General features: G+C 72.0%; 20 protein-coding genes. 11 read left to right on the top strand and 9 right to left on the bottom strand.

What is annotated here, in order from left to right; all coding sequences use genetic code 11:
- Positions 1 to 92 precede the first annotated feature (92 nt).
- Both MYF83_RS23090 and MYF83_RS23085 read right to left on the bottom strand, forming a co-directional pair.
- The gene (locus MYF83_RS23090) at positions 93 to 1871 is read right to left on the bottom strand and encodes a serine/threonine protein kinase (RefSeq protein WP_248962710.1); all 1779 of its coding nucleotides are present in this window, start codon (positions 1869 to 1871) and stop codon (positions 93 to 95) included.
- 146 nt (positions 1872 to 2017) lie between these two features.
- A complete protein-coding gene (locus MYF83_RS23085; protein ID WP_248962709.1) occupies positions 2018 to 3376 on the bottom strand; it encodes an FAD-binding oxidoreductase in 1359 nt (452 codons plus the stop codon).
- Between the two features lie 324 nt (positions 3377 to 3700).
- Between MYF83_RS23085 and MYF83_RS23080 the strand changes: the two genes are divergently transcribed.
- Together MYF83_RS23080 and MYF83_RS23075 are read left to right on the top strand one after the other, a co-directional pair.
- Positions 3701 to 6472, top strand: coding sequence for an immune inhibitor A domain-containing protein (locus MYF83_RS23080; RefSeq protein ID WP_248962708.1), 2772 nt, complete (start codon positions 3701 to 3703; stop codon positions 6470 to 6472).
- 139 nt (positions 6473 to 6611) lie between these two features.
- A complete protein-coding gene (locus MYF83_RS23075) occupies positions 6612 to 7550 on the top strand; it encodes a diacylglycerol/lipid kinase family protein (RefSeq protein WP_248962707.1) in 939 nt (312 codons plus the stop codon).
- A gap of 28 nt (positions 7551 to 7578) precedes the next feature.
- Here MYF83_RS23075 and MYF83_RS23070 read toward each other — a convergent pair whose 3' ends face one another.
- Positions 7579 to 8766 carry a MalY/PatB family protein gene (locus MYF83_RS23070; RefSeq protein ID WP_248962706.1) on the bottom strand — a complete coding sequence of 396 codons (1188 nt, stop codon included), beginning with the start codon at positions 8764 to 8766 and terminating at the stop codon, positions 7579 to 7581.
- 243 nt (positions 8767 to 9009) lie between these two features.
- On the opposite strand from MYF83_RS23070, the gene MYF83_RS23065 reads away from it, so the two are divergent.
- From MYF83_RS23065 to MYF83_RS23030, 8 genes are all read left to right on the top strand, one after another.
- Positions 9010 to 9375 carry a DUF5335 family protein gene (locus MYF83_RS23065; RefSeq protein WP_248962705.1) on the top strand — a complete coding sequence of 122 codons (366 nt, stop codon included), beginning with the start codon at positions 9010 to 9012 and terminating at the stop codon, positions 9373 to 9375.
- Positions 9376 to 9530: 155 nt separating this feature from the next.
- Positions 9531 to 10004: an HIT family protein gene (locus tag MYF83_RS23060; RefSeq protein ID WP_248962704.1), complete on the top strand. Its 474-nt coding sequence runs from the start codon at positions 9531 to 9533 to the stop codon at positions 10002 to 10004.
- A gap of 11 nt (positions 10005 to 10015) precedes the next feature.
- The gene (locus MYF83_RS23055) at positions 10016 to 11209 is read left to right on the top strand and encodes a sensor histidine kinase (RefSeq protein WP_248962703.1); all 1194 of its coding nucleotides are present in this window, start codon (positions 10016 to 10018) and stop codon (positions 11207 to 11209) included.
- Between the two features lie 206 nt (positions 11210 to 11415).
- A complete protein-coding gene (locus MYF83_RS23050) occupies positions 11416 to 12186 on the top strand; it encodes a LytR/AlgR family response regulator transcription factor (protein WP_248962702.1) in 771 nt (256 codons plus the stop codon).
- Positions 12183 to 12695 carry a hypothetical protein gene (locus MYF83_RS23045; RefSeq protein ID WP_248962701.1) on the top strand — a complete coding sequence of 171 codons (513 nt, stop codon included), beginning with the start codon at positions 12183 to 12185 and terminating at the stop codon, positions 12693 to 12695. The genes MYF83_RS23050 and MYF83_RS23045 overlap by 4 nt, the downstream gene beginning before the upstream one ends.
- On the top strand, positions 12692 to 14422 hold the full coding sequence (locus MYF83_RS23040) for a sodium/solute symporter (protein WP_248962700.1): 1731 nt from the start codon (positions 12692 to 12694) through the stop codon (positions 14420 to 14422). Before MYF83_RS23045 ends, MYF83_RS23040 begins: the two co-directional genes overlap by 4 nt.
- Positions 14423 to 14602: 180 nt before the next feature.
- Positions 14603 to 14935, top strand: coding sequence for a DUF485 domain-containing protein (locus MYF83_RS23035; protein ID WP_248962699.1), 333 nt, complete (start codon positions 14603 to 14605; stop codon positions 14933 to 14935).
- On the top strand, positions 14928 to 16538 hold the full coding sequence (locus tag MYF83_RS23030; RefSeq protein ID WP_248962698.1) for a monocarboxylic acid transporter: 1611 nt from the start codon (positions 14928 to 14930) through the stop codon (positions 16536 to 16538). The genes MYF83_RS23035 and MYF83_RS23030 overlap by 8 nt, the downstream gene beginning before the upstream one ends.
- A gap of 137 nt (positions 16539 to 16675) precedes the next feature.
- On the opposite strand, the gene MYF83_RS23025 is transcribed toward MYF83_RS23030, so the two are convergent.
- The 4 genes from MYF83_RS23025 to MYF83_RS23010 form a co-directional block, all read right to left on the bottom strand.
- Complete coding sequence (locus MYF83_RS23025) at positions 16676 to 17812, bottom strand: sulfite oxidase (RefSeq protein ID WP_248962697.1); 1137 nt, start codon at positions 17810 to 17812, stop codon at positions 16676 to 16678.
- Between the two features lie 98 nt (positions 17813 to 17910).
- Positions 17911 to 19596 (bottom strand): DNA polymerase/3'-5' exonuclease PolX, encoded by a 1686-nt coding sequence (gene polX, locus MYF83_RS23020; protein ID WP_248962696.1) that lies wholly within the window; start codon positions 19594 to 19596, stop codon positions 17911 to 17913.
- 303 nt (positions 19597 to 19899) lie between these two features.
- Positions 19900 to 20871 carry an aldo/keto reductase gene (locus tag MYF83_RS23015; RefSeq protein ID WP_248962695.1) on the bottom strand — a complete coding sequence of 324 codons (972 nt, stop codon included), beginning with the start codon at positions 20869 to 20871 and terminating at the stop codon, positions 19900 to 19902.
- Between the two features lie 318 nt (positions 20872 to 21189).
- Positions 21190 to 22368, bottom strand: a complete 1179-nt coding sequence (locus MYF83_RS23010; protein ID WP_248962694.1) for a cytochrome P450 — start codon at positions 22366 to 22368, stop codon at positions 21190 to 21192.
- 360 nt (positions 22369 to 22728) lie between these two features.
- Between MYF83_RS23010 and MYF83_RS23005 the strand changes: the two genes are divergently transcribed.
- The gene (locus MYF83_RS23005; protein ID WP_248962693.1) at positions 22729 to 23148 is read left to right on the top strand and encodes a VOC family protein; all 420 of its coding nucleotides are present in this window, start codon (positions 22729 to 22731) and stop codon (positions 23146 to 23148) included.
- A gap of 271 nt (positions 23149 to 23419) precedes the next feature.
- On the opposite strand, the gene MYF83_RS23000 is transcribed toward MYF83_RS23005, so the two are convergent.
- Positions 23420 to 24358, bottom strand: a complete 939-nt coding sequence (locus tag MYF83_RS23000) for an asparaginase (protein WP_248962692.1) — start codon at positions 24356 to 24358, stop codon at positions 23420 to 23422.
- 67 nt (positions 24359 to 24425) lie between these two features.
- Complete coding sequence (locus MYF83_RS22995) at positions 24426 to 25292, bottom strand: amino acid ABC transporter permease (RefSeq protein WP_248962691.1); 867 nt, start codon at positions 25290 to 25292, stop codon at positions 24426 to 24428.
- Positions 25293 to 25334 lie beyond the last annotated feature (42 nt).

Below are 25334 nucleotides of genomic sequence, written 5' to 3'. Positions count from 1 at the left end.
GGCCGGCCGCACGAGCGGCCGGGTTGATCGGCCACAGGTCGACGGCCGCCGTGACCCCGATCAGCGGGCCCGTGAGCGCCGTGCGGGCGGGGTCATCCGCAGTGGGACCAGCCGCTCTTCCACGTCGCCGTGCCGTAGGTGCCGCCCCAGATGACGCACGCCTGCTTGGCGGCGAGCCGGACCGGGCCCGCGTAGGTGGTGTAGGCGCCCGCGTCGTTCCCCGTGGCGCCGCCCTGGACCTGCAGCACCACGCCCATCCGGATCTTCTGCGGGACGACGTACCTCGACATCGTGACCACGCAGTTCTTCCCCGCCGCACCGCTGTAGAGCAGGTACACGGTGGCGGCGCCCAGCGAATGGGAGTCGATGGCCTTGTAGCCGGAGCCGCACACCCCGGCCGCCGTGTACGGGTTGGGCTTGGGCGTCGGCTTGGCGGAGGTGGTCGGCTTGGGAGTGGAGCTCGGCTTCTGGGTCGGCGCCGGGGTCGGCGTCGGCTTCCTGGTCGGCGAGGCCGACGGCTTGGGGGTGGGCGTCGCCTTCGGGGTGGGCCGGCGCGTCGGCGCCGGGGTACGCGACGGCGCGGGGGTGGAGCGCCGGGGGGTGGCGGACGGCGGCGCGGAGGAGTCGCCGGCCTGGGTCTTCCCCTTGTTGGAGGCCTGCCCGGTGCGGGACGGCGACGCGGCCGGGGGTTCCGACGGCGACGCCGGCTCCCCGGCCGTGGCGTCCACGGTGGGCCAGGTGCCCGTCTGGTCCTCGCTGGGGCCCTGGCCGGTCGCCTCCTGGCCGGCGGCGACCTTCCCGGCGGCCGGGCCGCCGGACCCCGACTGGGCCAGCACGACGGTGCCCGCGGTCACGACCGCGGCCGCGAGCCCCGCCGCGATCGACAGGGCGACCGTCCGCCCGCCACGCGACTTGCGGCCGGCGGTGCCCTGCGTGGCGCCCGCGGAATGTCCCGGGGCACCGAGCCTGGTGCCCTCGGCGTTCCCGGGGCCGCCGCCGGTGGGGCCCGGTCCTGGCGCGCCCGCGGGCCCGGGTATGGGGGCGCCCGCAGCTGCGGGTGCGGCGGCGGGCCGGCCCATGAGATGGGCCACCAGGTCCTCGGCGGAGGGACGCTGGGCCGGGTCCTTGGCCAGGCAGGCGGTGACGAGGGGGCGTAACTGACCCTCGAGGGCGGTCAGGTCCGGTTCCTCGTTGAGGATACGGTTGATCACGGCCGGGATGGAGTCCGAGCCGAAGGCCGGACGGCCGGTGGCGGCGAAGACGATCGTCACGCCCCAGGCGAACACGTCGACCGCCGGGGTGACCGCCGCGCCGGCCAGCTGCTCGGGGGACAGGTACGAGGGGGTGCCGAGGGTGTCGCCGGTGGCGGTGGCCCCCGGCGTGTCCAGCGCCCGGGCGATGCCGAAGTCGATCACGACGGGCCCTTCGGGACCCATCAGCACGTTGGCGGGCTTGAAGTCGCGGTGCAGGATGCCGGCCCGGTGGATGGCGGCGAGCGCGGTGGCGGTGCTGACCGCGAGGCGGTCCAGCGCGGCCCCGCGGCGCGGTCCCTCCCGGTCGACGAGCTGGCGCAGCGAAGGCCCGGGGACGTACTCGCTGACGATGTAGGGCTGGTTGCCGGCCAGGTCGGCGTGGAGCACCGAGGCGGTGCAGAACCGGGCGACCCGCTGCGCGACCGAGACCTCGCGCAGGAAGCGGGCGCGCGCGTCGGCGTCGCCGGAGAGCCGGGCGTGCAGCAGCTTGATCGCCACCGGGTCGCCTGTGCCGGAACGGCCGAGGTAGACGACCCCCTGGCCGCCCTCTCCCAGCCGGCCGAGGATCTCGAACGCGCCGAGCCGGCGCGGATCCTCATCCGTGAGCCCCTGTGCCACCCCGACCCCCGATAACGCTATACGTCCCCACTTTGGTGATGAACGGTACCAGTGGGACGGCTGGTGCCGGGGCCGGTAAGTACCGATGGCCCCGCACATCAGCCGAGATCAGCGCAAATCGGCGGAGATGGCGCCGCCTGGCCGGGTCAGATGGCCTTGCCCGGGTTCATGATGCCCAGCGGATCGAAGACCGCCTTGATCCCGTGCTGCACCTCGGTCACCACCGGGCCGCTCTCCAGGGCGAGCCAGCGGCGCTTGAGCAGGCCGACGCCGTGCTCGCCGGTCAGCGTCCCCCCGAGGTCGAGCGCCGCGCGGAAGACCTCGTCCGCGGCGGCCCAGACGTTCGCCGGCGGCTCGGGGAGCCCGCGGTCGAAGATGAAGACCGGGTGCAGGTTGCCGTCCCCGGCGTGCGCGACCGTGCAGATCTTGGCGTCGTGCCGGGCGGCGGCCCGCTCGATCATGGTGATCATGTCGGGCAGCACCGACCGGGGGACGCAGACGTCCTCCACCAGGCACGCGCCCAGCCGCTCCTGGGCGTTGTAGGCCAGCCGGCGCAGGCCGATCAGCTCGTCGGTCTCCTCCGGAGTCGCCGGCACCGCGACGAAGCTCGCGCCGTTCGCCTCGCAGAGCCGGGCCATCTCCTCGGCGTCGCCGGGCAACCGCCCGTCCGACTGGGCGAGGAGCATGGCCCGCACGCCGGGGTCCAGGCCGATGTTCTTCCAGGCGTCGATCGCCTCCAGGGTGCCGCGGTCCATCAGCTCCAGCAGCAGGGGCCGGCATCCGGCGGCGACGATCGCGGCGACGGCGTCCCCGGCCGCGCGCGGCGAGGGGAACTCGGCGGCGATGGTGACCGGCGGCACGGCGGGCGCCCGGCGCAGCCGCAGGGTCGCCGCGGTGATGACTCCGAGCGTGCCCTCCGAGCCGACGAAGAGCCCGGTGAGGTCGTACCCGGTCACGCCCTTCATGGTGCGGCGGCCGGTGCCGAGGATCCTGCCGTCGGCGAGCACGACCTCAAGGCCCAGCGTGGAGTCGCGGGTGACGCCGTACTTCACGCAGCGCAGCCCGCCCGCGTTGGTGGCGAGGTTGCCGCCGATGGTGGAGATCTCGTAGGAGGAGGGGTCCGGGGCGTACATCAGGCCGTGCTCCCGGGCGGCGCGGTCGAGGTCGGCCGTGATGACTCCGGGCTCGACGACGGCGATCTCGTCGGCGGGGGACAGCTCGCGGATCGCGGTCATGCGCGCGAGCGAGAGCATCACGCAGCCCTCGACCGCGACGGCTCCGCCGGCGAGCCCCGTGCCCGCTCCGCGCGGGACCACCGGGACGCGGTGCTCGGAGGCCCAGCGCATCGTGGCCACCACGTCGTCGCGCGTCCGCGCCGCCACGGCGCACAGCGGCTTGCCGGGTTGGAGGAACGTCTGGTCGCGGGCGTAGGAGCCCGCCACGTCCGGATCGGTCAGAACCCTTCCGGCGGGCAGCGCGTCGATGAGGGCGTCAACGGGGTTCACGCCTGTGACTGTACGTTCTGGCCGCCGGAATCCGAATTCACCACGAAAGGGCATGAATCGGGCATCACATTCCGCGGCCGGCGGTAGTGCGGGCTGGAAAGCCCATGGCGGCTGGACCGTCGAGGATGACGATTTCGCAACATCCTCTGTCGGCTTTACTACTCCTTTACCTTTTCGTCTAACGTCCGCTTTGCCGATTCTGGGGCGTTCCATTGGTAAACGCCACAGATCTCCACGGCTGGCGTGTCCATCCCGGCGCGCCTTGACGTGTGCCCGGAGACCCCGGGCCGAGCCCGGACACTCCGGGCGGAGGAGGAAACCCTGTTGTCACGCAGAGTCAGGCGTCTCGCCGCGGTACTGCCGGTCCTTGGGCTGGCGGCGGCGGGCCTCGCGGTCACAGGTGCCGCGGCACCGGGGGACACCACGGTCGCCAGGTACCAGCCCAGCGCGAGCGACTACTACATCAACTACGCGCCTCCGAGGGTGCAGAGCGACACGGCCTCGAAGGCCGCGGAGAAGGTGGACACCGGGGCGGCCAAGCGGCACGGCACCGCGCCCACCCCCGAGGAGTTCGACCACAAGTTCTCCCTGGGCAACCCGGTCGCCGCCCGCGAGCTCACCAAGCATGAGCGCACGGCCGTCCGCACCGGCAAGAACCCCTACGAGTTCCTGTACAAGAAGGCCACGACCACGCAGAAGGCGAAACTGCTCACGCTGCTGGTCGAGTTCAACGAGAACGCGAACGACGACTTCTCGGGCTTCAGCCACCCCAAGACCATCGACGACGCGGACGACTGCATCACGGAGCCTCCCGGCACCAAGATCAACGGCCCGCTGCACAACACCATCCCGAACCCCGCCCTCGCGGCCGGCGGCGGTAAGGACAACAACTCCATGTGGGTGGCGGATTTCAACAACGCCCACTACAACGACATGCTCTACTCCACCAAGGGCATCACCAAGCGGGTCCGCACGGACCTGAAGGACCCGCGCGACGGCAAGCCGGGCATCGACATCTCCGGCTACACCATGAAGAACATGTACGAGGAGATGTCCAAGGGCGCCTACACCGTCACCGGTGAGGCGATCGGCTGGCTCAAGGTCCCGCACTCCGAGGCCTGGTACGGCGCGGGCGCCTGCCACGCCGCCGTGCAGGACACCTCCGGCCACCCGGACAACCCGCGCGGCGCGTCGCAGCTCGGCATCGACGCGGTGAACGAGCTGGTCAAGCAGAACCCGAGCTTCCCCTGGGCCGACTACGACCAGGAGGACACCGGCGACGCCGACGGCGACGGCAACTACAACGAGCCCGACGGCGTGGTGGACCACCTGGTGCTCGTCCACGCGGGCGAGGACAAGTCCGGCGGCGGCGGCGCGCAGGGCACCTTCGCCATCTGGGCCCACTCCAGCGCGATCGCCGGCGGCTACACCGTCCCCGGCACCAGCGTCAAGATCTCCAACTACATCGTGCAGCCGGAGGACTCCGGCGTCGGCGTGTTCGCCCACGAGTACGGCCACGACCTCGGCCTGCCCGACCTGTACGACGCCACCGGCGCCGGTGACAGCGACGTGGAGTTCTGGGACCTGATGTCGACCGGCTCCCACTCCGGGCCGATCTTCCAGTCGATGCCGATCCACATGGGCCTGTGGGACAAGTGGGTGCTCGGCTGGGCGAACCCGAAGGTCATCAACCCCGGTGACGGCACCAAGCTCGTGACCGTCGGCCAGGCCTCGCGCACGCCCAAGCTCACCGAGGACGGCGTCCGGATCAACCTGCCCGACAAGTCCGTCACGCTCACCACCCCGCACAGCGGGGCCAAGGTGTGGTGGTCGAGCAACGACCAGGACTGGGCCGACACGCGGATCACCCGCGACATCTCCGTCCCGGCCGGAACCGACGGCAGGTTCTGGTTCTGGAACGACTTCACCATCGAGCAGGACTGGGACTACGGCTTCGTCGAGGTCTCCACCGACGGCGGCACGACCTGGGCCGAGCAGAAGGTCTACGGCGAGGACGGCGCGCTGGTCTCCACCGGCGACGACTACCCCGACCCCAACAAGCGCCTGCGCGACTACGGCAACAAGAAGTACGGCCTGACCGGCGACTCCGGCGGCTGGCAGCACTACTACGCCGATCTCGCGCCGTTCGCGGGCAAGGACGTCAAGCTGCGCCTGCGGTACGCCACCGACGCCGCCGCCAACGAGCGCGGCTGGTTCGTCGACGACCTCTCGGTCACCAGCGGCGGCACCACCGTGTGGAGCGACGACGTGGAGTCCGGCGCCAACGGCTGGACCGCCACCGCCGGCACCTTCACCGACACCAAGGGCGCCGGCTGGACGCAGCACAGTGGCAGCCTCCAGAGCGCGCAGTACTACCTGGCCGAGTGGCGCAACCTGGACGGGTTCGACAAGGGCCTGAGCTACACCTACGACACCACCTGGAGCCACGACAACGCCTGGAAGGTGGAGAAGGTCCCCTACAACGCTCCGGGCATGCTCGTCTGGCTGCGCGACACCTCGCTCGGCTACAACAACGCCGCGTCCAACGTCTGGTCGCTGCCGTCGGCGGGCGCCAAGGGCCAGTTGCTCCTGGTCGACTCCCACTTCGACCCGCTGCGCCGCACCGGCAAGGCGGCCGAGCTGGACCCGGGCACGCTGAAGAACATCCCCTCGCGCCCGCAGTCGTCCAACGCGGCGTTCGGCTTCATCAAGACGTACCCCTTCAAGGAGTGCCTCGAGGGCGAGCCGTTCACCGAGTACTGCACGCAGTTCGCGCCGCAGGCGGGGGTGAAGACCTTCACCGACGCCAAGACGTGGTACCCGGGTCTGGAGAGCCGCGAGACCGGGCTCTTCTACCGCTTCCGTGACGGCTCGGTGGTCGTCCCCTCCAAGGGCGACCAGCCGTACTCCGTGCGGGTGGTCAACGCCGACGGCAGCCCGGCCACCGACCTGTACGGCGAGACGATCAACGGCTTCACCCTCGGCTCCGGTAACCCCGGCGACGAGGGCAAGCAGCTCGGCGTGCAGATCAAGCTGGTCGCGCCGCTCCCGGGCAACCTGGGCGTGATCGCGCAGTTCACCCCGCCGGAGAAGTAAGAGCACCACGAGAACAGGTAAGGCGGAACCGGCGGCCGGTCGGCCGCCGCGGGACGGGTACGGCCTCGCCGTACCCGTCCCGTTCGTTTTCCGCGAGTGCATAGCATGTCCCGGACAGCTTCTACGGGATGGGTGATCGGTGAGCGAGCCGCGGAGCAAGGCGGAACACACCAAGGCGATCCGCGATCTGCGCAGAATGGTGCTGGTGGTCAACACCCGGTCCCGGCGGGGCCGCCATCGCTACTTCGAGACGCTGCGGCTCCTCCAGGCCGGCGGCTTCCGGCCGCTGCGCACCTACGCCGTCATGGACCCCTCCCGGCTGCCGCAGATCATCGAGGAGGCCCTGGACCTCCAGCCCGACCTGCTCGCGGTCGGCGGGGGCGACGGCACCCTCAGCGAGGCGGTCAAGCACGTCGCCCACCGCGACGTGGCCCTCGGCGTGCTGCCCCTCGGCACCACCAACAACTTCGCGCGCAGCCTCGGGCTCCCGCTCGACCTGGCCCAGGCGGTCAAGGTGTTCAGCCGGGGCAAGGTCGCCGACATCGACCTCGGCATGGCCGGTGACCGGCCCTTCGCCAACCTGGCGAGCTTCGGGGTGTCGGTCGAGGTGGCGGGGACGGTCAGGCCGTGGCTCAAGCGGATCCTCGGCCGGGCGGCCTACCCGCTCACCGCGCTCACCATCCTGCCCAAGCACGAGCCGTTCCGCGCGTACATCACGGTGGACGGCCGCCGCCACGAGCTGCTGACGCACCAGCTCAACATCGCCAACGGGCGCTACCACGGCGGCTGGCAGATCGCCAGCGACATCAGCATCGACAACCGCAACCTGGTGGCCTACCAGCTCGGCTCCGGCAAGCGGCTGCGGCTGCTCGCCGAGACCCTGGTGCGCGCGGCCGGCGGGCGCTGGCGGAGCCTCGCCGGCGGGCCGTTCGTCACCGGCAGGGAGATGCTGCTGGAGACCGAGCCGCCGATGGCCGCCGACGTGGACGGCGAGGTGCTGCTGCGCACGCCGATGACGATCCGGGCGATCCCCAACGGCCTGCGCGTGATGGTGCCCCCGAGCTTCGTCGACACCTGATCGCGCCGCGCGCCCGGGGGCGACGGCCTCACCCGCGCGCCGGCGCGGCGCCTCCCAGCGAGTCCGCCATGCGGCCGACCGCGTCGGCCACCCGCTCGGGCGAGGTGGCGAAGTTGAACCGCGCGAAGCCGTGCCCCGGCGTCCCGAACTTGTGGCCGGAGTACAGCGCCACCCCGCCCTTCCGCAGGAACCACTCCGCGGGGTCGTCGCCGAGCCCGAGCGCGCGCAGGTCCAGCCAGGCCAGGTAGGTCGCCTGCGGGGGCTGGTACCCGACCTCGGGCAGCCGCTCGGCGAGCAGGTCGCGCAGGAGGGCGCGGTTGGCGGTGAGACCGGCCATCAGTTCGTCCAGCCACGGCTCACAGGCGGTGAACGCCACCTCCGAGGCGATCACGCCGAACAGGCCGGCGCTCTCGCTGACCTCGAGGTCGACGGCGGCGAGGTCGGCGCCGGCCTCCGCCCCGGGCACGGCGAGCGCGGCCTTCAGGCCGGCGAGGTTCCACGCCTTGGAGGCCGAGGTGAGCGTGATCGAGCGGGCCGAGGCGGAGGCGTCCAGCGACGCGAACGGCACGTGCCGTGCCTCGGCGTAGACCAGCGGGGCGTGGATCTCGTCCGCCACGACCCGGACCCCGTACCGCTCGGCGAGGCGGGCGACCGCCAGCAGCTCCTCCTCGGTGAACACCAGCCCGGTGGGGTTGTGCGGGCTGCACAGCAGGTACGCGGTGGCGCCGGCGGCGAAGTCGCGCTCCAGAGCGGAAAGGTCCAGCCGGAAGCCCTCCGGGCCGAGCGTGAGCGGGCTCTCGACGACCTGCCGCCCGATGCGCGGCAGCCAGTAGAAGTACGGCGGGTAGGCGGGCGTGTTGACCACGATCCGGTCTCCCGGCTCGGTCACCACGTGCAGAACCTCGACGATCCCGGCCATCACGTCGGGTACCAGGCGGATCGCCGAGGGGTCGGTGTGCCAGCCGAAGCGGCGGGCCGCGAACCGGGCGAACGCCTCCGGCAGGCCCCCGGCGACGGCGTACCCGGTGTCGCCGCGCTCGATGGCCGCGGCCAGCGCGGCGGCGATCGGCTCGGCGAGCGGGGTGTCCATCTCCGCGACCCACACCGGCAGCACGTCCGGTGGGTACTCCCGCCACTTGGCGCTGCGGCGTTCCCGCAGCTGGTCGAGGCCGTAGGCGGAGAGCGGGGATTCGCTGCCGGTGCTGGTGCTGCTCAAGGTCGTCCTTTCGCCGGGAACACGGCCCTGCGCCGTACTGTCGATCATGACTGCCCGTTGATGATTGCCGATGTAAGTCGTCTTTCACGTGATAGCACATGATTTGTCGCTCCGAGCGGGGAGTTTCAGGCTATTCCTGCCGAGGCGCGGTGATTTCTACCCGATCGGGTGATGTGCCGGGAATCGGGGACGCTCAGCATGGTGACGACGCGGCGGCCCGCGGGCCGGGGAGGGAGCCATGTCATGAAGCAGCGGCCGGATCTTCCGCGCGAGGAGTGGCGGCAGTTCTTCGACGCGATGACGCGCGACTACGAGGGCGTGGACGTCACGGTCGAAGTGGTCAGCGGGGAACTCGGCGACCTCGTCGAGGCCGAGCGGTCACCGCTGGCCTACCTGGAGTACGACCCCAAGGACGACCAGTTCGCGGTGGGCCTGGAAGACCGCGAGGGCGACCCGGTGACCCGTCACGCCATCGACCACCCCCAGCAGATCATGGCCGACACCGTGCAGCATGGCACCGTGCGGGCCTTCGACGTCATCGACGCCGAAGGCGGCCAGACGATCGTGACCCTCTACCTGAGCCGGCTCGCCGAGGGCGCCTCCGCCTGAGCCTCACCGGCGGGCGTCCCGCCGAGCGGCCTGCCCCGCGAGCGGATGTCCGGTGGGCCGGTCTCGGCGGGCCCGATCTTCGAGGGGGCGCGCGGCCCGGGCGCGGAGCGTGCTGGAATGGGCCGAGACCGCCTCCCTACCGATCGGACGCCCGCATGGACCCGCAGCCGAACGAGAACCCGGCGACCGGCGGAGGCTCCGGCCCGGCGTGCGTGTTCTGCCGGATCGCCGCGGGCGCCGTCCCCGCCCAGGTCGTGCTCGCCGACGAGGTCGCCGTGGCCTTCCTCGACGCCCGCCCGGTGTTCAAGGGCCACGTGCTCGTCATCCCCGCGAGGCACGTCGAGACCCTCGCCGACCTCCCCGGCGAGGCGGTCGGGCCGTACTTCGCCCGGGTCCAGGCGATCTCCCGGGCCGTCGAGAAGGGCCTCGGGGCCGACGGCAGCTTCGTCGCGATGAACAACAGGATCAGCCAGAGCGTCCCGCACCTGCACACCCATGTCGTGCCCCGCCGGCGCAAGGACGGCCTGCGCGGCTTCTTCTGGCCGAGGGTGAAGTACGACGGCGACACCGAGGCGGAGTCGTACGCCGGCAGGATCCGCGAGGCCCTCGACGGCGGCCCGCTGGAGTAGGCTCCGGCGGCGTGGACCCCCTGCTCGCCCTGCCCGTGCTCCTCGCCCTCGTCGGGGTGCCGGCCGTGGTGCTCTGGCGCGTGCTGCGCGGCCGGCGCGAGCTCGGCACCAGCCCCGCCGAGCGCGCCACCTTCGAGACCCTGCACACCGCCTCGCTCGCCGCGCCGCCGCTGCGGGCCGGGCTGACCGCCGCCGGGGCGCTCAAGGCCTCGCGCTACCTGCGCGAGCTGCTCGGCTCGCCCGCCATCGCCATCACCAACGGCGAAGAGCTGCTGGTCTACGACGGCGCGGGCGACCACCACGCGAAGAACGCCTTCGCCCACGCCGCCGAGACCCTCCGCGACGGCCGCATCCAGGTGCTCGGGCCCGACGTCGTCTCCTGCGAGCTGCCCGAATGCCCCATCAGGCACGCCGTCGTCGTGCCGCTGACGACCGACGACCGGGTGGTCGGCTCCCTCGCGGCCTACGGCGACCACGCCTCGGCCGGCCTGGTCAGGGCGACGGGCGAGGTCGCCGCCTGGGTCGACTCCCAGCTGGAGCTGGCCGAGCTGGACCGCTCGCGGACCCTGCTCATGGAGGCCGAGGTGCGGGCGCTGCGCGCGCAGATCTCCCCGCACTTCATCTACAACTCGCTGACCACCATCGCCTCGTTCGTGCGCACCGACCCCGAACGCGCCCGCGAGCTGCTGCTGGACTTCGCCGACTTCACCCGATACTCCTTCCGGCGGCACGGCGAGTTCACGACGCTCGCCGAGGAGCTGCGGTCGATCGACCGCTACCTCACCCTCGAACGGGCCCGCTTCGGCGACCAGCTCCGGGTCACTCTGCGCATCGCGCCGGAGGTGCTGCCCGTCGCCGTGCCCTTCCTGTGCCTGCAGCCCCTCGTCGAGAACGCTCTGCGGCACGGCCTGGAGAGCAAGGACGGCGTCGGGCGCATCGCGATCACCGCCGAGGACGCCGGCGCCGAGTGCCTGATCAGCGTGGAGGACGACGGCATCGGCATGGACCCCGAGCGGCTGCGCCGCATCCTGTCCGGCGACTCCGACGAGCGGTCGGGGACCGGTGGGGTCGGGCTCGCCAACGTGGACGAACGGCTGCGCCAGGTGTACGGCGACGAGTACGGCCTGGTGGTCGAGACGGCCGTGGGCGCCGGCGCCAAGGTGAGCGTCCGCCTCCCCAAGTACCGCCCGGGCGTCTCCGCGTAGCAGCCCCCGGCGGCGCCACCTGGCATGATCGGCCGAGGGTGTCTCCTTATAGTTATCGTCGCCGGTGCCCCGGGCCGTTGACTTCCCCTGCCTGATTCATCACTCTCTTGTGCGATGACCAGTTACGCCCGCCACGTCCCGACCGATCCCCCCCAGCATGAGCCGGCCCATCCGGTGCTCACGCCACCGGGGCGAACGGCACTGACGTGACCGGCCTGCGCGTGCTGGCCGTGGACGACGAGCAGCCGGCGCTGGAGGACCTCGCGTACCTGCTGCGGGCCGATCCCCGCATCGGCGAGGTGGCCATGGCACGCGACGGCGCGTCGGCGCTGAAGATGCTCGACCGCGCCATGGCCGACGGCAAGCCGGTCGAGGCGGTCTTCCTCGACATCCGGATGCGCGGCCTCGACGGCGTCGTGCTCGGCCGCCTGCTCGCCCAGTTCGCCCGGCCGCCCCGCGTCGTGTTCGTCACCGCCTACGAAGAGCACGCGGTGGACGCCTTCGAGATCAAGGCCGAGGACTACCTGCTGAAGCCGGTGCGGCCCGAGCGGCTGGCCGAGGCGATCCGCAGGGTCTGCGCGAGCATCCCCGGCGGACCGGCGCCGGACGAGACCGGCCGCCCCGCGCCGGACGGCGAGACGATCCCGGTGGAGCTGGCGGGGGTGACGCGGTTCGTCGCCAGCTCCGACGTCCGCTACGTCGAGGCGCAGGGCGACTACGCCCGCCTGCACACCGCCACCGGCAGCCACCTGGTCCGCATCCCGCTCGCCGCGCTCGAGGAGCGCTGGGCCGCTGCCGGGTTCATCCGCGTGCACCGCAGCCACCTGGTCGCCGTCAAGCACATCGACGAGCTGCACATCGACTCCGGCCGCTGCACCGTCCGCATCGGCGACACCGAGATCCCCGTCAGCCGCCGCCACACCCGGGAGCTGCGCGACCTGCTCGTCCGCCGCGCCAGGAAGGGCCGCGCGGAGTGACCCCCGACAAGGATCCCTCCGGAGCCGCCCGCGGCGAGCGGGCCGGGCGGGACAAGGACCTCCCCGGGTCCGCCTGGTGGGAGCGGGCCGCGCGCGGCGAGGCCACGGACGGCGGACGGCGCCGGACGGCGCCGAAGGCCCCGGAACGGCCGCGGCGGCAGGTCGTCACCAGCCCGCGCACGACGGCCGCCCGCAGGCCGCGCTATCCGGCGACCATGGAGATCGACGAGCAGACGCGCCTCGGCGAGGTCTACATGCGCTCGCTGGTGCGCACGCAGTTCCGGCTGGCCCTGTTCGTCTGCACGGTCCTGTCGTGCCTGATCGGCGGCCTGCCGCTGCTGTTCCTCGCGGTCCCCGGGCTGCGCGAGACGCGGCTGCTCGGCCTGCCTCTGCCCTGGGTGGTGCTCGCGGGGCTCGTCTACCCGGCGTTCGTCGCCGGAGCCTGGCTCTACGTCCGGCAGGCCGAGCGCAACGAGCGCCACTTCGCCGACCTGGTCGAACGCCGGTGAGCGCCGGACTCGGCGTCTCCGCGGTGGTGGTGGTCGTGGTGGCGGCCATCCTCATCGGGGCCTTCGGGCTACGGCTGTCCCGGACGACCTCCGACTTCTACGTCGCCTCGCGGTCGGTGTCACCGCTGTGGAACGCCTCGGCGATCGGCGGGGAGTACCTCTCGGCGGCCTCCTTCCTCGGCATCGCCGGCCTGATCCTCGCCTACGGGGCCGACATGCTGTGGCTTCCGGTGGGCTGGACGGGCGGCTACCTGGTGCTGCTCGTCCTGGTCTCCGCGCCGCTGCGCCGGTCGGGCGCCTACACGCTGCCGGACTTCGCCGAGGCCCGGCTGGAATCGATGGCCGTGCGGCGGATGGCCAGCGTGCTGGTCGTGCTGATCGGCTGGCTGTACCTCATGCCGCAGTTCCAGAGCGCGGGCCTGGTCCTGCGCACGATCACCGGCGGCCCGGCCTGGGTGGGCGGCCTGCTCGTGGCCGTCGTCGTCGCGGTCAACGTGCTGTCCGGCGGGATGCGCTCGATCACCTTCGTCCAGGCGTTCCAGTACTGGCTGAAGCTGACCGCCCTCGCCCTGCCGGTGGTGTTCCTGCTGTTCGCCTGGCACGGGCACGGCAAGCCGGGGCTCGGGCGCGACGCGCCGCCGGTCTTCACCGACCCGGTCACGGTGACGGTGAGTACCGAGGTGAGCGTCCGCGTCGAGCGGCCGGTCGAGGTCACGGTCAGCGGCCAGGTGGACGGCAGGGCGGCACGCGGGGAGCGGATCACGCTTCGGCCCGGCCCGCACACGATCGCGGCGGACACGACGGTCGGCTTCCCCGCCGGGGCCCCGGTGCCGCACATCGAGAGCCTGCCGGTGCTGACCGACCACGAGTGGGCGCTGCCGCTGCACGGCCGCGAGCATCCGCTGTACGCCACCTACTCGCTCATCCTGGCGACGTTCCTCGGCACCATGGGGCTCCCGCATGTCCTGGTGCGGTTCTACACCAACCCCGACGGGCGGGCGGCCCGTCGCACGACGCTCGTGGTGCTGACCCTGCTCGGTGCCTTCTACCTGCTCCCGGCCATCTACGGCGCCCTCGGCCGTCTCTACACCCCCGAGCTGCTGATGACGGGCCGTACGGACGCCGTCGTGCTGACCCTGCCGGGACGCCTGGTCGGCGGCACGGCGGGCGAGCTGCTCGGCGCGCTGGTCACCGCCGGGGCCTTCGCCGCGTTCCTGTCCACCTCCTCCGGGCTCGCGGTGTCGGTGGCGGGCGTCATCGGGCAGGACATCCTGCGCGGGGGAGTGCGGTCGTTCCGGGCGGCCACGCTGCTGGCCGTCACCGTGCCGCTCGCGCTCGCCATGGCGGCCCGGTCCCTCGCCGTCGCCGACGTGGTGGGCCTCGCCTTCGCGGTGGCCGCCTCCTCCTTCTGCCCGCTGCTCGTGCTCGGCATCTGGTGGCGCCGGCTGAGCGCGGCGGGGGCGATGGCCGGCCTGCTCACCGGCGGTGGCCTGGCCAGCGTCGCGGTGATCGCGGTCATCACCGGCGGCCCGTACACGGGCTGGACCGGGGCGCTGCTCGCGCAGCCGGCGGCCTGGACGGTCCCGATCTCCTTCACCGTGATGATCGTCGTCTCGCTGCTGACCCCGGGCGGCGTCCCGCTCGGGGTGGCGCGGACGATGGTGCGGCTGCACGCGCCCGAGACGCTCAACGTGAACCGCGGCGACTGGCGCCCGCGCTCCAGCTGAGCGGCGGACCTTCCGCGCCGCCCGACCACTCGTCGCAGGGAACGGGCCTTTGGGCGCAGGGGCGCGCCACGTGAGCGAGCGGTCGGGGCGGCTTGGCGACGGTGGCGCCCGCACCTCCTGCGGGCGGGCCGCCCCTCCTTCTACGGTATGCGTGATCCAGATCACAACGTGGGAGGTCTTGTGACCACTCGACAAGACGAGTCGTCGGAATATGAACGGGTGCAGGCCGGCCCCGAGTTCCAGGAGCTGCGCCGGCGTTACCGTAACTGGGCGTTCCCTGTGACCGTCGGGTTCCTTGTGTGGTACCTGCTGTACGTGGTGCTGTCCGGCTGGGCCCGTGGGTTCATGGGCACCCAGGTCTTCGGCAACGTCAATGTGGCGCTGATCTTCGGTTTCCTCCAGTTCGTGTCGACGTTCCTGATCGCGTGGGCGTACGCCCGGCATGCGGACAAGAAGCTCGATCCGCTGTCGGACAAGCTGCGCGGCGAGATGGAGGGAACGTCCAATGAGTAACCACGCGCTGTCGATCACCCTTTTCGTCGTCTTCGTCGCCGCGACGCTGGGCATCACGTTCTGGGCCAGCCGCCACACCAAGGACGCCACCGACTACTACGCGGGCGGCCGGTCGTTCAGCGGCGTGCAGAACGGCATGGCCATCGGCGGCGACTACATGTCGGCCGCCTCCTTCCTCGGCATCGCCGGCATCATCGCCCTTTCGGGGTACGACGGGTTCCTCTACTCGATCGGCTTCCTGGTCGCCTGGCTGGTGGCGCTGCTGCTCGTCGCCGAGCTGATGCGCAACTCCGGCAAGTACACGATGGCCGACGTGCTCGCCTTCCGGATGAGCCCGCGCCCGGTGCGCACCGCCGCCGGCGTCTCGACGATCATCGTCAGCATCTTCTACCTGCTCGCCCAGATGGTGGGCGCGGGCGCGCTGGTCGGCCTGCTCTTCGGCATCACCTCCGACGCCGGCAAGATCGGCACGATCGTCGTCGTGGGCATCTTGATGATCGTCTACGTGGTCGTCGGCGGCATGAAGGGCACCACCTGGGTGCAGATCGTCAAGGCCGTGCTGCTGATGACCGGCGCCGCCCTGGTGACCCTGCTCGTGCTCGGCCGCTTCGGGTTCAACCTGTCGAGCCTGCTCGGCACCGCCGCCGAGCAGAGCGGCAAGGGCAACGCGTTCCTCAACCCGGGGCTGAAGTACGGCGTCGAGGCCAAGGGCCTGACCAGCAAGCTCGACCTGATCAGCCTCGGACTCGCCCTGGTCCTCGGCACGGCGGGCCTGCCGCACATCCTGATCCGCTTCTACACCGTGCCGACCGCCAAGGAAGCCCGCAAGTCGGTCATCTGGGGCATCGGCATCATCGGCGTGTTCTACCTGCTCACCCTGGTGCTCGGCTTCGGCGCCGCCGCCCTGGTCGGCAGCAAGGCCATCGCCGCGCAGAACAAGGCGGGCAACACGGCGGCTCCCCAGCTCGCGGAGAAGGTCGGCCAGCTCATCTTCGGCGACGTCGGCGGCACGATCCTGCTCGCGGTCATCGCCGCGGTGGCGTTCGCGACGATCCTCGCGGTGGTCGCGGGCCTGACGCTGGCGTCCTCCTCCAGCTTCGCCCACGACCTGTACGCGCACGTCTTCAAGAAGGGCACCGCCAGCGAGCAGGAGGAGATCAGGGTCGCCCGGATCTCCGCCTTCGCGATCGGCGCGGTGTCGATCGTGCTCGGGATCTTCGCGCAGAACCTCAACGTGGCGTTCCTCGTGGCCCTGGCCTTCGCGGTCGCGGCCTCGGGCAACCTGCCCGCGATCATCTACAGCCTGTTCTGGAAGCGGTTCAACACCGCGGGGGCGGTCTCGGCGATCTACGGCGGCCTCGCGTCGGCCGTGCTGCTGGTGATCTTCTCGCCGGTGGTGTCGGGCACGCCGACCGCGCTGTTCCCGAACGTGGACTTCCACTGGTTCCCGCTGGAGAACCCGGGTCTGGTCTCGATCCCGATCGGGTTCCTCGCCGGGTACATCGGGACGGTGCTCAGCAAGGAGTACAACGCGGCCAAGTACGCCGAGATCGAGGTCAGGTCGCTCACGGGCGCCGGCGCCGAGAAGGCGGTCTACCACTGATAACGCCTCCAGGGGCGGGCCGGCCGGCGCGCCCCTGGACGCGCTGAGGTGCCTCCCCCCTCAGCCCGCCCGGCCGCGGGTCCTCCCCCTCACCTCCCAAAGACCCCCGGCCGGGCCCCGCCGCGCCGGCGGCGGTCTCAGCGGATCACCGTCACCGGATGCTCGACCACGCCGTCGAAGAGATACCCCAGCGTGTTGTACCGGGCCCGCGCGGGCTGGACGGCGCCGGTCTCGTCGGTGGCCCTGGCCATCAGGACGTGCGGCCCCGGCCGGGCCGGCACCCACGCCACGTGCCAGGGCGCCCAGGCCCGTGCCAGGCGCGGGCCGCGGGTCTCGGCCGGGATCCAGGTGCCGCCGCCGTCCACGCTGACCTCCACCCGCACGATGTGCCCGTTGCCCGACCACGACCGGCCGTGCAGGATGTGCTGCCGCCCGGCGCGGACCGTGGCGCCCCAGGGCAGCTCGAAGGCGCTCTTGATGGTCTGGGTGGTCACCGGGGACCCCTCGGCGGGGTGTCCGGGGCCGAACAGGCGGTAGAAGTAGGTGTTCCAGGGCGATGACAGGGGAGTGGCGGAGACCTCGATGTCGCCGAGCCACTTGATCCAGGCGACCCCGTTCCAGCCGGGCACCACCAGGCGGGCGGGGAACCCGTGGTCGGGCGGGAGCGGCCGGCCGTTCATCTCGTAGGCGACCAGCACGTCCGACAGGGCCTTGGCGATGGGAAGCGGGCGCCGGACGTGCCCGTGGTCGATCCCGTCCTCGACGTAGCGGTCGTCCAGGCCTCGGGGCATGACGTCGACGGCGTCGTCGCTCACCCCGGCCAGGTCCAGGAGCGCCGCCAGCGGCACGCCGCGCCAGCGGGCGACGCCGATGCCGCCGAGCCGCCAGGGGATGCCGGGGGCGGGCTCGCCCTGCTGGACATCGAAGAACGCCCGCCCGTTGCCGGCGCACTCGATGGCCACGTCGACGGTCGTCGCGGGGAGGGCCAGCAGGTCCTCGTAGGTCAGGCCGCGGGGGGAGCGCAGCCCGGACCCGTGCAGCCGCAGCCGCCAGGTGCGGGCGTCGATGAGCGGGGTGGCGGTGTGGTTGCGGACGAAGAAGCGGTCCAGCGGGGTGTGGTATCCCTGGCCCCGCATGGACTCCCAGCGCATCTCGGCGTTGCCGTCATGGACCACGAACAGATCGGGCGGCAGCGGCTTGACGATGGGTGAAGGCGCGACCTCCGGCACGCTCACGGCGGTCGCGGTGTCAGCGGTCCGGTGATCGAGATGCATGGGGTACCCCCACGTCCGGGTCAAATTTCTACCTATTTCCTACCAACAAACTCGCTTATATGGCCAGTCTACTCCCGGAGCGCTTCCCGGCGAATCCCTCAGCCCCGGTCGAGGAAGGCCAGCAGGCGGTCCAGCGGCCAGGCGTTGAGGACGTCCTCACCGGTCAGCCAGGCCCGCTGGGCGACGCCGACGCCGAAGCGCATGTTCTCCATGTGCGGCACGGCGTGCGAGTCGCTGTCGATGGAGAACCGCACCCCGTGGTGACGCGCCTGCCGCACCAGGTCGGCGGGCAGGTCGGCGCGGTCGGGATAGGCGTCGATCTCCATCGCCGTGCCCGTGCGCGCCGCCGCGGCGAAGACGGCCTCCCAGTCGGCGTCCACCGGCGGGCGCTTGCCGATCTTGCGAGTGGTGGGATGGCCGATGATGTGCACATGCGGGTTCTCGCAGGCGGCGATGAACCGGCGGGTCATCTCCTCGCGCGACTGGGTGAAGTGCGAGTGGACCGAGGCCACGCACACGTCGAAGCCCTTGAGGATCTCGGCCGGCCAGTCGACGGTGCCGTCGGGGGCGATGTTCAGCTCGGTGCCGTGCAGCAGCCGCATACCCGGATAGGAGTCCTGCAGCCGGTGGAGCCGCTCACGCTGCTCCAGCATCTTCTCGAGCGTCATCCGCTGCATGAACAGGTTCGGCGCGTGGTCGGTCACCGCGTAGTAGGCGTACCCGCGCCGCGAGGCCGCCTCCACCATCTCCTCGAGCGTCGCGATGCCGTCGGTCAGGTCGGTGTGGGTGTGCAGGTCGCCCTTCAGGTCGTCAAGCGTGACGAGGTCGGGCAGGGCGCCCCGCAGAGCCGCCTCGATCTCGCCGCCGTCCCCCCGCAGCGGCGGCGGCACCCACTGCATGCCGAGCGCCCCGTAGATCTCCTCCTCGGTCTTGGAGGCGATCACCGTCTCACCCTCGAACAGGCCGTACTCCGACAGCTTCCAGCCGCGCTTCACGCACATCTCGCGCAGCCGCACGTTGTGCTCCTTGGAGCCGGTGAAGTACTGCATCGCCGCGCCCCACGACTCGGCCGGCACCACGCGGAGGTCCACCTGCAGGCCCTGCGTGGTGCGCACCGAGGTTTTCAGGCCGCCGCTCGCGATGACCTCGGTCACGTACGGCTGCCGCTTGAACTCCTCCATCAGCGTCTCGGGGCCCACCGCGAGGATGTCGACGTCGCCGATCGTCTCCTTCATCCGGCGCAGCGACCCCGCGTAGGCGATGCGCTCGGCGGGGAGCGAGGCGATGACGCGCTCGGCGAGGTCCATGGCCACGCCGATGTGCACCCGCCCGCCGGCCTGCTGGAGCTGCTCGATGCCCTTGAGGAGGTTCTCCTCGCTCTTGGCGCCGAACCCCCGCAGCCCCGCGAGCCGGCCCTCGCCGATCGCCTCGGCCAGCGCCTCGGGGGAGTCGATGCCGAGCTCCCGGTACAGGAAGACGGCCTTCTTCGGGCCGAGGGAGGCGATGCGCGTCAGCCGGCGCACCCCCTCGGGCACCTCCAGCCGCAGGGCGTCGAGCTGGCGGAAGCTCCCCCGCTGGAGGAACTCCTCCACCTTCTTGGCGATCGCCTCGCCGACCCCGGGCACCTCGCGGACGTTCACCCGCGAGATGTCCTCGGGGAAGCCCGCGATGGCCTTCGCCGCCTTCTGGTAGCTGCGCACCCGGAAGGCGTCACCGCCGGTCATCGCGAACAGATCGGCATACTCCTCCAGCGCCGCCGCCGCGTCATCGTTCGCCCGCCCCATGGGGATCAGCTTACGGAACGCGGCCCGCTCGCGCCGCACGGACATCACTGGCCGAGAAGCCGGGAAGCTACCGCCATGTCAGGGCGGCCTCCCGGCGGCGCCCGGGGCATTTGCCACACGGGCCCATCGAGCGGTACGCGTCCGTCGGCGCGTCATGACCGGTTCCGAGCCACCCCTGGACCCGAGCCCGGCTGTACGAACTTCGTCAGGCGCACGGGACGGGCAGACCGGCTTCGGGGAGCGGCCGCTCCCGATCCATTACGCGGACGGACCCGGGAGCGGCCGCATCTCCGAACCGCGGCCTCAGTGGACGACGGGGCGCGCCTGGTACGGCTCGGCGAGGTAGGCGAGCTCCTTGTCGCTGAGCGACAGCTCCACCGCCGCGATCGCGTCGTCCACGTGGCGCTCCTTGGTGGCGCCGACGATCGGAGCGGTCACGCCGGGCTGGGCGAGCAGCCAGGCCAGCGCCACCTGGGCAGGGGCGACGCCCCGCTCGGCGGCGGTCTCGGCCACCCGGGCGAGGACGGCGGCGTCGCCGGGCCCGCCGTACAACTGTTCGATGCGGCCGTCCACGCCCGAGCGTGTCGTCTCACCCGGCGCGTCCGCCCGCGCCAGCAGGCCACGGGCCAGCGGGCTCCACGGGATCACGCCGACCCCCTGGTCCCGGCAGAGCGGGATCATCTCGCGCTCCTCCTCGCGGTACAGGAGGTTGTAGTGGTTCTGCATCGACACGAACCTGGTCCAGTCGTGGACCCCGGCGACGTGCTGCGCCTTGGCGAACTGCCAGGCGTACATGCTGGAGGCGCCGATGTAGCGGACCTTGCCGGCCTTCACGAGGTCGTGCAACGCCTCCATCGTCTCCTCGATGGGGGTGTGGTCGTCCCACCGGTGGATCTGGTAAAGGTCCACGTAGTCGGTGCCCAGGCGCCGCAGCGAGGCGTCGATCGCGGCGTGGATGTGCTTGCGCGACAGCCCGGCGTCGTTGACGGCCTGGCCGACCGGGAAGAAGACCTTCGTGGCCAGCACGTAGTCCTCGCGGCGGGGGAAGATCTTGCGGAGCAGGTTCCCCGTGACCTCCTCACTCGCGCCGGCGGAGTACACGTCGGCCGTGTCGAAGAACGTCACGCCCGCCTCGGCGGCCTTGCGCACGAGCGGCTCGCTGTGTTCCTCGTCGAGCGCCCAATCCTGCCACCTGGCGGGATCGCCATAACTCATCATGCCGAGGCAGACCCGGGACACCTTCATCCCGGTAGATCCAAGCCTGACGTATTCCATATCCATACCTCCCGCAGACCATCCCACCACATCACCTGGGCTCCGGGCGGGGCGGCCCATAGGGTGTCGTAGCTCGTCGGCGCGCATGGCCGCGCGGCCGTGCTGTCGGCAGAGGGCTCGACGGCGGCGCGCCGCGTCCGGGGAAGCACGCCTCACGCAGGGCTGACGCGCCGTGGCCGCCGGACTGCCGCCGAATCTCCTGCTCTCCACCCGCTCGCAGAGGGGCCTTGTCATCGGCGTCGGGTCGGCGGGATGGTGGACGGCGAATCCGGCGCCGCCGTACGGCGAGCAATCCGGCGAACCTTCTCGGTCAGAGCACTATGTCCCAAGAAGGACGGGAAGCGCGTCCGTGCCGTGTTGCACGAAGCCCCGCGCGCCGTAGTAGAAGCTCGGCGGGGAATCAGGGTGCAGGCGCACGGCCGGGCAGGCGGCGAGGAGCGCGGTGAGCGCGGCCCGCACCTCGATGCGGGCGAGCGGCGCGCCTACGCAGTAGTGCGGTCCGAAGCCGAACCCGAGGTGCCCGCCGCGCCGCTCCAGGTCGAACCGCTCGGCCTCCGGATAGACCTGCTCGTCGAAGTGCGCCGCCGCGACACATAGATACACCATGCTCCCCGCGACCATGTCCATCCCCGCGATCCGCGTATCCCGCCGCACCAACCGGTACAGCCCGGCCGACGGGTTGGCCCAGCGGAAGGCCTCGTCGATGGCGGCGTCGATGAGACCGGGGTCCGCGCGGACACGCGCGAGCGATTCGGGATTGAGCAGCAACGAGGCGATGGTGGCGGACAGCATCTGGATGGTCGTCTCGAAGCCGCCGAGCAACAGGCCGACCACGGCGACCGTGACCGTTTCCGGCGAGTAGGCGTCCTCGCTCAGGTATGCCCGGACGACCTCGCCCAGCAGGTTGTCTCCCGGACTCTCCCGCTCTCGTTCCACCAGTTGCCTGGTGTAGGCGCTCAGCTCCGCGAAAGCCTGCCCGCCGGGGCCGGCGAGCTCCTCGCTCATCGGCGATCCGAGCCAGCTGACGATCGTGCGCACCCACCGCAGCCCCTGGTCGCCGAGCTCGTCCGGGATGCCCAACAGGGCGAGGAACACCTCCATCGGGTACCGGGCGCCCGCGTCCTCGACGAGGTCCGCTTGGTTCTTCGCGGCCAGCGCGCCGAAAGTGCGCTCGGCGATCGGCGCCACGGTCCTCGCGTACCTGGCGCTCGCGACCGCGCTGAAGAAACGATTGTGGATGCGGCGCTGGCGGTGGTGGTCCGCCCCGTCGAGAGCGATCATGGCCGAGCTCATCGGGCCCATGGCGTACACCTGGGTGCTGAACGTCGCCGTGTCGCGGAGGGCGGCCGAGACATCGCCGTGGCGCAACACCAGCGGCGCGGCCATGAACTCGTCGAAGACGACCGGGTGCTCGCGGCCGAGGGCGGCCAGCCTGCTCCCGAAGGCCGCCGGGGATGACGAACGGCGACGGAATGGGCTGTCCGCACTGGCGATCATGGGGCTCCTTCGTGGACGCTCTCCGCTTCACCCGTGGGCGCGAGGCCGGCTCGCCATCTCGACGGGCACGCCGGACGACGGGCGCCCGCGGCCGTCGGGGCAACCCCGATCCCGGGCCTCACCGGCGCGAACGGGCGGGTGTGGCGGCCCGGTCGGCGTCGGCCTCGCTCATGCCTGGACTGTAACTCCGGCCCCCGCGCGTGCCAAGGGCGCCGCGGTCTTCCTTCCTCGTCCTGCGAGGCGCCGGTTAGGCCATGTGAGACGGGAGATCGATCTGACAGGGACGACCGATACCATTCGCATGGTCATCATGCGCGAACGTCATGGGAAGGTGCCGTGACGGACGAAAGGCGATCTACTGTGCCGAAGCCGGCCGGCTCCTTCGAGAGTGCCACCTCCGTGGCGTCCCCTTTCGGGCTCGGGCTGCATCACGTGCAGCTCGCGTCGCCGCCGGGGGAGGAGGAGGTGTGCCGGCGGTTCTACGTGGGCGTGCTCGGCATGACCGAGGTCGACAAGCCGCCGGAGCTGGCCGCCCGGGGCGGGCTGTGGGTGCGCGCCGACGCCCTTGAGATCCATCTGGGCGTCGAGCCGGACTTCCGCCCGGCGCGCAAGGCCCACCCCGGCATCCTCGTCGCCGACCTGGACGCCCTCGCCGAGCGGCTGACCTCCTGCGGCGTCGAGATCACCTGGGACGACGCCTTCCCCGGCCACCGCCGCTTCTACGCCCCCGACTGCCACGGAAACCGCCTGGAGTTCCTCACCCCCCACAAACGCTCCTGACAGCCCTCGCCGTGGTGCGGCGCCGCCGTACGGGGGGTGACGCGGCGAGCCTTCGCGGGCATGGGGCTAAGCCTTCGGTGAGTCCCAGGGGCCGCCGGCGAGGAATGTGTCCAGTGCCGACGCGTACGGGGCCGGGTCCAGGCCCTTCTTCTCGGCCCAGGTGTCGTCGTGGTAGGTCCGTTCGCCCGTGCTCGCCCACGCACCCGCGTCCGCCGCCGGAGAGTCAGCGCACCCCAGCCGGAGGTGAGCGCCTCGCGCAGGCCGGCCCCGCTCAGAGGGTGGGGTGGATCTCGCCTACGGGGTGGCCGCCGCCGAGGACCGGGACGGTGGTGAAGGCCTCCGCGCCGGTGATGTCGGCGCCGAGGGCGGCGAGGGTGGCGAGGGCGATCGCGGAGGTCGCGCGCGGGCCGCCGTCGATGACCTTGACGGCCACCGCGTGCCCTTCCGGCGTCGCGGCCACCAGCACGCCCTCCGCGCCGCCCTTGACGACGCTCCCCGGCAGGGCGCGCATCAGCTCGGTGTTGAGGTGCCCGGTGCCGCCGACGTACTCGGGGAACGACCGCATGGCGTCCGCCACCGCCCGCTCGGGAGTGTCCTTGGGGGCGATGGCGAGCGCCCGCACCGCGCGTGCCAGGCCGGTCAGGGAGAGCGCGAACAGCGGGGCGCCGCAGCCGTCCACGGCGGTGTGCGCGCTCTTCTCCCCGGACAGCCGCTGGACGACCGACCGCACCCGCCGCTGCAGAGGGTGGGAGGCGGTGAGGTACGACGCGGTGTCCCAGCCGGCGGCGGCGCAGGCCATCAGCATCGCCGCGTGCTTGCCGGAGCAGTTCATGCGCACCCTGGCGCGGTCCTCGCCGGCGGTGATCATGGCCCGCCGGGTGGCCTCGTCCTCCGGCCAGTCGGCGGGGCAGCGCAGCGCCTCCGGGCCGAGGCCGGCCTCCTCCAGCATCGTGCGGACGAGCGCGACGTGGAAGTCCTCGCCCGTGTGGCTTCCCGCGGCGATCGCCAGGCGCGAGCCGTACAGGGCGGCGCCGGCCTCCAGGCAGGCCAGGGCCTGGAAGGGCTTGGCCGAGGACCGTGGGAGCATTGGCTCGTCGACGGCGCCGCGCGTGAGCGCGAGGCTGCCGTCGGGCGCGAGGGCGGCGACGCTGCCGAAGTGGACGCTCTCCACGAAACCGGACCTGATGACCTCCGCCAGACGCGCGTACATACGGGTTGCCTTTCTGAGATGGCGTTAAGGGTGGGAGCCGGGGCGTCAGCGGTCGTGCGCCGCGCCGTCAGGCATGGAGGGCGGCTTCCGGGGCGGCGGGGGGCTTCGGGGCGCCGGCCTCGGCGCGGCGGGCGGCGCCGGCCTGGCGGGTCTCCAGCGTACGGGCGAGCTTGGACAGCGACGCGTTCACCACCAGATACACCAGCGCCACGACGATGTAGGTCTGGATGAGCAGGTGGTTGTAGTTCGCCAGGACCTTGCCGCTGTACAGCAGCTCGGCGTAGCTGACGACGAAGCCCAGCGAGGTGTCCTTGAGCAGGCCCACCGACTGGCTGACGATGGACGGCAGCACGCGCCGGGCCGCCTGGGGGAGCACGATCAGGCGCATGGTCTGCCCGCGGGTCAGCCCGATGGCCAGGCCCGCCTCGCTCTGGCCGCGCTCGACCGACAGGATGCCCGCCCGGAAGATCTCGGCGAACGCCGCCGCGTTGGACACCGACAGCGGCACCACGAGCTTCCAGAACAGCGGCAGGTCCAGCCCGTACCTCGGCAGGGCGAACAGCACCACGTAGACCAGCAGCAGCGCGGGGATCGTCCGGACGACCTCGACGTACGTCCCCGCCGCCCAGCGCACCGGGCGACGCGGCGACACCCGGCCGAGCGCGAGCAGCAGCCCGCCGGCCATGGCCAGGGCGGCGGAGACCACGGCCGCGAGGAGGGTGGACCACAGGCCGCCGAGCAGGTAGCGCCACATCGGCCAGGTGGCGTACGGCTGCCAGCGGGCCGCGTCGAGCTGCCCGTTGGCGGCGAACTGGCGCACGGCCAGGGCGGCCAGCGCCAGCAGCACGAGCGCGGAGACCAGCGTGGCGGCGCGGGTGCCCCGCCGGGCGCGCGGCCCCGGCTCGTCGAACAGCAGGCGGCTGGTGGCGCTCATCGGTGCACCTGCCGGGAGAGGGCTGCCGGTGAACGGAGAGGG

It is taken from the genome of Sphaerisporangium perillae (genome assembly GCF_023276435.1).
GTDB classification, from domain to species: domain Bacteria; phylum Actinomycetota; class Actinomycetes; order Streptosporangiales; family Streptosporangiaceae; genus Sphaerisporangium; species Sphaerisporangium perillae.
This window is presented reverse-complemented; position numbering and strand designations above follow the sequence as displayed.